General features: G+C 51.1%; 5 protein-coding genes. 2 read left to right on the top strand and 3 right to left on the bottom strand.

Annotated elements, in window-relative coordinates:
- On the top strand, positions 1-1,451 hold a 1,451-nt coding region (locus tag E1189_RS23465), incomplete at its 5' end, for a hypothetical protein (protein ID WP_230460118.1).
- 238 nt (positions 1,452-1,689) lie between these two features.
- Here E1189_RS23465 and E1189_RS03515 read toward each other — a convergent pair.
- From E1189_RS03515 to E1189_RS03505, 3 genes are all read right to left on the bottom strand, one after another.
- Positions 1,690-3,264, bottom strand: coding sequence for an AbgT family transporter (locus E1189_RS03515; RefSeq protein ID WP_155158674.1), 1,575 nt, complete (start codon positions 3,262-3,264; stop codon positions 1,690-1,692).
- A gap of 375 nt (positions 3,265-3,639) precedes the next feature.
- A complete protein-coding gene (locus tag E1189_RS03510) occupies positions 3,640-5,046 on the bottom strand; it encodes an L-serine ammonia-lyase (protein WP_155158672.1) in 1,407 nt (468 codons plus the stop codon).
- 292 nt (positions 5,047-5,338) lie between these two features.
- Positions 5,339-5,770, bottom strand: coding sequence for a hypothetical protein (locus E1189_RS03505; RefSeq protein WP_155158670.1), 432 nt, complete (start codon positions 5,768-5,770; stop codon positions 5,339-5,341).
- Between the two features lie 211 nt (positions 5,771-5,981).
- On the opposite strand from E1189_RS03505, the gene E1189_RS03500 reads away from it, so the two are divergent.
- The coding region (locus tag E1189_RS03500; RefSeq protein WP_196221155.1) for a winged helix-turn-helix domain-containing protein at positions 5,982-6,478 on the top strand (497 nt) is incomplete at its 3' end.

Here is a 6,478-nt window from a genome sequence, read left to right as displayed (position 1 = left end):
AAATAGAAGTCGTAGCAAATAAGGCTGCCGGAGCAGGTGGAGGTCAGCTGGAGAGTACTCAGAACACCAGGTTCAGCCAGACAGATGGGCAAATGAACGTAACAGCGCTAGACGGCAATGGTTCTGCCGGATATATAGGGCAAGCAAAGTCCACAATGCATCGTAATATCGTCCTGAGTTCAGGCCGTAATACGGGAGATTCCCCCCTTAAAGCCATAGGGCACATAGATGACCGCGTGTATATTCCTGGTGCCAAGGGTTTTCTGGATACTGCTGCTTACCCGCCAGATCAGATTGAGGCCAGTAGACAGATGCTCAGTCTCAATACCACACAACCGGAGGGCTGGCGTACAGCGCAGGAGACATTTTGCCAGCAGACTTCTTCCTGTGATAGCACGTGCCACTACCCCAATGAGCAGGCGCATGCCCTTGTGTCTGGCGGTCATGATTCTCTGTTTCTGGTCAGTCATCAGCGTTACCCCTATAACGAGCAATCCGATGAGCAGGGAGTGATACTAATAAGCCGCCTGAACTGGGACGGCACTGCCCTTGGTAAAGACAGCTCATTTGGCCGCAATGGTTTCCTGCTCTATTCTCCAGCGGCCTCAAATGGCACCCTGCCTCCGGCAGAAGCGCTGGTTGGCCAGCTTGCAGACCCAACCCATTTAACAACGTTTTATTCAACCGACTCCGGAGGCCTGCAATTAGTACGTTTTCCGCTGGATAACAGTCAGGGGGGGTATGAAGTTACCTCGCTTGACGGACACTTTGGTCAACCGGTGATGTTCACTCCGGAAAGGGAAACAGACCGCTATGGCATCTGGGTGCGTAACGACAGTGCAACCAAGGATACTGTTCATTATCACCAGATGTCGTTCTCAGGGACACAGACCAACGTTTCAGCACAATACAACCTGAGCGTAACTGATTATCCTGATACTTCGGTGATAGGGCTGGGTGCTGACCATAACTGGCTCTACATCGCCCGGCAAAATCAGACAGATATCTTTCTGGAACGTATGAGTCGCGTCACCCAGGAAAAGGATGCCTGGCATGCACGGCTGGAGGATGCCCGGAACGTTACACCCGCCCCCGAAAGCGGGCTGGCTTATAGGTTGCAGGTTGATGGCAACCTGCTGACCTTTGTTCCCCGATACACAGTTACAGACAGTACCGCTGCACCAAGAGTGGTAAATGTTGAGCTTCCCCAGTATGGAGGCTGTGCACAGTGGACATCCCATGATGCTTATTCTGTGAACATCAACCCCGGTCAGGCTGTTCCGAATTTTAACTGGGCGGGGGCAGCAGCTATGCTTGTGCCAGCAGTTCTGGCAGGTACGACGGCCATTGTCTGCGCCCATAAACACAGAGGGGCATTAAAGGAGTGTTTATGTGCCAGTGAAGCTCAGGATAGTGAGAAAATTCCTCTGGTACGTCTTCCTGGTACTTAAGCCCGGACATTTGGTTTGCTTTAACATTTGACCCATGTGGTTCAGGCGCCCATAAAAGAAAACAACCCATGGGGCTGTTATCGCAAGATGAACTCGTGGAGGGGGGGGGCAGGAACCGTGTACGAGGCCCGTACGCAAGGTCCTGGAGGAGGGACGGGGCGAAAGCCCCGCCCTACCTAATCTTCGTGCTCTCCTTGAGAGGAGGGAGAATACGAAACTCTTGCAAGAGGAGAGAGTCTTACATGAACATCGCTGCACCAGGGCCCAGAGGCAGGTTCAGCATGCTCCATATTACGAACAGTACGATCCAGCCACCCAGGAAGAAGAAGGTGTATGGCATCATCATGGAGATCACAGTACCCATACCAATCTTAGGACCATTCTCTTCCTGATAGCGAGCCGCGAAGCTGGCGATGATGGGGAAGTAGGTCATCAGCGGGGTGATGATGTTAGTGGTGGAGTCACCGATACGGTAAGCCACCTGAGTGTACTCAGGAGTGAAGCCCAGCTGCATGAACATTGGGATGAACACAGGAGCCATGATCAGCCACTTGGAACTCGCACCGCCCATGAACAGGTTCACGATGGCAGACAGTACAACCATGGCTACGGCCAGAGGAATACCAGTGAAGCCAATGCCGTTCAGCAGCTCTGCACCTGATACCGCAGCAACGATGCCGAGGTTGGAGTAGGTGAAGTAAGATACAAACTGGGCAGATACGAAGATGATAACCAGTACGCTGGCCATGGAAGCCATGGACTGAACCATACCCTTCACAATGCCTTCGTTGCTGTCGAAGTTACCGGACGCAAAGCCGTAAGCTGCACCAGGAATAAGGAACATGGCAGTCAGGATCAGGATGATGGACTGCATGAAAGGAGAGTTACCCAGAATCTCACCGGAAACAGGATCACGCAGAGGACCGGCTTCAGGAATGATCAGTGCACACAACAGCGCGATCAGTGCAATAAATGCCCACTTGGCACGCTTCAGACCAGCCAGCTCTTCAGGGGTCATGCCCTTGGCTTTTTCACCCATTTCACCACCGTAGGAGCCCAGACGAGGCTCTACGATCTTGTCAGTCACAAAGGTACCAACAATGGTGATCAGGAAGGTAGATACGAACATGAAGTAGTAGTTCGCAACAGGAGTCACCATGTAGGTTGGGTCCATGATGCGAGCCGCTTCAGTGGAGATCCCCCCCAACAGAGGGTCGGTAGAACCGATCACCAGGTTTGCGGAGAAACCACCGGATACACCGGCGAAGGCTGCAGCAATACCGGCCAGTGGATGACGACCGAAGCTCATGAAAACAATCGCACCCAGTGGTACCAGTACAACGTAACCGGCGTCGGAAGCGACGTTAGACATAATACCCGCGAATACCAGAATAGGGCTCAGCAGGCTCTTTGGAGTCGCCAGTACCAGACGCTTCAGCATCGCGCCGATCAGGCCAGAGTGTTCAGCAACACCAACACCCAGCATGGCAACCAGAATGGTTCCCAGTGCAGCGTGGCCGGTGAAAGCGCGGATAGCGTTGGTAAACATGAAGCGCACACCGTCTGCCGTCAGCAGACTTTCGATGCCCACAGTTGTTGCAGTCAGCTCGCCAGTATGACGATCCATTGCGTCATAAGTAACCGATACACCAATCCAGTTCAGCAGTGCCGACAGGACAACAGTGCCCGCAGCAAAGTAGAAGAACATAATGATTGGATGAGGAAGGGCGTTACCACCCCGTTCGACGACATCAAGGAAACGCTGGAGCGCCCCTTTTTTGGAAGACGGCAGAGAAGAAACCGCTGTACTCATAATAATTCTAGGCCCAAACTGATTTCACGTTACTTGATGCGAGCGAATGAAGCTGGAATAGAAATACACCCTCACCAGAAAGCTCTCTGGCGGCGCCCACGTATCAACCCATTTGTTGTGCGCGATTTTGCTTACTAAGCCCCGCGCATGCCAATGACACGCATCAATAAATCTACAGAAACCGATAGTCGCCTTCGCTTTTGCGAATTACCTTTTGTAAACATCAACAGTTCCATACAGTTTTTGGAAACATTGCTGAATCAATCTTTACAGTTAAGGCTTTCAAATAATGTGGTTTCCGTTGCTTAATTACCCATAAAAAATCCCACAGCATTTCTGCTACGGGATTTATCAGTTGTCGTTTAAATTTTGAAATTAAGCGACACATTGAGGCTTGGCAAACACTGCCAGACCACCGGTTGAGGTCTCACGGTACTTGCTTTGCAAATCCAGGCCTGTGCGATACATCGTCTCAATGCAGGAATCCAGAGAGACTTCGTGGTTACCGTCACCACGCATAGCCATACGGGTTGCCGTGATCGCCTTGATGGCAGCCATTCCGTTACGCTCGATACAGGGAACCTGAACCAGACCGCCGATAGGGTCACAGGTCATACCCAGGTTGTGTTCCATGCCGATCTCGGCTGCGTTCTCAACCTGATGCACGTTTCCACCCAGAACAGCAGCCAGTGCACCGGCCGCCATAGAACATGCAGAACCCACTTCTGCCTGGCAGCCCGCTTCAGCACCAGAGATAGTCGCGTTCATTTTATACAACATGCCGATAGCCGCTGCGGTTGCGATGAAATCACGCACGCCGTTCTGGTCAGCACCATCAATAAAGCGGGTGTAGTAAGCCAGTACCGCAGGGATAATACCTGCCGCACCGTTCGTAGGTGCAGTGACAACACGACCACCACAGGCATTCTCTTCATTGACAGACATAGCGAACAGAGTCACCCAGTCCATAATAGAGAAGTGATCCTTTAGCATGGCTTCAGGGTTTGCCATCAACTGCTTGTGCATAGTAGAAGCACGACGCTGCATTTTGCTCACTGGCAGCTCACCTTCCATGCGCAGGCCGCGCTCAATGCAGTTGCGCATCACATCCCAGATGTGATCCACCTTTGCATTCACAGCATCCATGTTACCCTGATGCAGAGCTTTTTCGTTCGCCAGAGCCAGTTCCGCGACAGTGATGTTGTGCTGTTCGCACAGAGTCAGCAGCTCTGCAGCAGACTGGAATGGGTAAGGTATAGCTGAGATCGTTTCTTCAGCATGACCATCAGCAGCACTGGCTGGCTTGTTGAACTCATCGGAGCAAACAATAAAGCCACCGCCAGTGGACAGGTAGGTTTTGTAATAAACGACAACGCCATTCTTATCGGCAGCGTAAACACGCATACCATTGGGGTGCTCCAGCACTTCGCCGAAGTGGAAGATCATGTGCTTGTCGTAGTCGAAGTTAATGTCGTGCTCACCACCCAGCTTCATGACACCGGTGTTTACAATATCTTCAAAAGCCTGATCAGCCATGTCAGGGTCAACATCATCAGGGCGATAACCAGCCAGGCCGAGAAGAGCCGCCTTGTCAGTGCTGTGTCCTTTACCGGTCAGGGCAAGAGAACCGTACAAGCCAACACGAACAGTCTCAACACTGCCCAGAATACCTTTCTCGCGCAGGTCATTCAGGAAGCGCTGACCAGCCCACATTGGACCAACAGTGTGGGAGCTGGAAGGGCCAATGCCGATTTTGAAGATATCAAAAATGCTTAGTGCCATAATCGAGATTCACTCTGAAAAGTGGCGCCTGCCTAAAACCCCGACATGGGTTTTCAAATGACAGAGCAGGTGAACACAGGAACAGATTCCTGAAAATTGCGGCGATTGTGCCGCTTAGATAATCCAGATACCAGTACGGGGAAACCTAAATCTCCCCGAATGTTCCCATGCTTTACGTAAAGGCCACAATGCTTAGCAGCCTGATATCTGTATCGATTACGGCACCAGGCCGAGTCAACACCCGCTCTGTGTCGTATCTATTTACGACAAATTTACACTGCTTCTGGTCGTTTTAGTTTTTACGGTGCTCTGCACGCTTCTCCCAACGTTCCATCATCGCCACTGGCATACCGTTCTTGGCCAGTTCAATAGTTTCTACCAAATCACCTGAACGTGCTGTGACAATAGTGACACTGTAGCCATCGTCATTAGCTGTAACCTGGCCAACCTTAATATTGTCATTACCCATGCGGATCAAACGGGCTTCGACCAGAGTTTGTACCTGATCGACAGTCAGTTCCCTGGACACCAGTTGCTCTTTATCGCCATGGAACCAGCCTTTCATATGACCGCGATGCTTGCCGTTTTCCATGCAATGCTCGGCATAGCCTCTTTCATCATTGTGGTCTTTGTCATTATCCCACCATCCCCATGCCATTGCAGAGCTGGCAACAGTCATACCTAGTGCCAGTGCTGCTGCTTTCTGTACAGATGCTTTTTTCATTACGTTCTCCCGGTTGTATTTACGTATAAGATTTATCTATTTAAACGCAGCCCTGACGTAAAAGTTTTTCAGAGAGATACCCTTTTGTCGCAAATTGTCATGTTTCCTCCTGCGGCTGGGATAAGTACCCGGACTCAGGGATAGCCCGACTTGCTACCAAAAGCCTGTCTCACGTAATATCCCGCGCATCCCATACTTGCCAAACACGAAAATGCCTGCAGTCCAATACATACTTCACCATGAGCCAGCTATTACGTTTTCACCTTCTGAAAATCGACTGACTCTGGACGAAGAAGATATTCACCTTGAGCCGTTGCAGGCAAGGCTGCTGGAGTTTTTTATTGAACAGCAAGGTGAGGTTCTCAGTACACGCACTATTGCAGACAATGTCTGGGAACGAAATCAAGTGTCAGATAACCTGGTACGGCAGGTCATTAGCCTGTTGCGAGGGCAACTTAAAGATAAGACTCGCCCCTACCGCATCATTAAAACTATCCCCAAAAAAGGTTACCTGTTTGACCTTGAGGTGAGCAAAGAGCAGCCTTCTGCTCAGCCAGAGCCAATTTCCGAACCGGAACCAGAAATTCTGGAGGTCGCTGTGCAGCCTGCTCAGGAAGTAAAAACTGCTGCCAGCACACCACAATCTTCCAGCCACCCGGTTTCCAAAAGCCTCATGATTACCCTGCTGACTTTGCTGATTGCCGGCAG

This window comes from Parendozoicomonas verongulae (assembly GCF_009711465.1).
GTDB classification, from domain to species: Bacteria; Pseudomonadota; Gammaproteobacteria; order Pseudomonadales; family Endozoicomonadaceae; genus Sansalvadorimonas; species Sansalvadorimonas verongulae.
The sequence above is the reverse complement of the archived record's forward strand: the minus strand, read 5'-3'. Positions and strand labels throughout refer to the sequence as shown.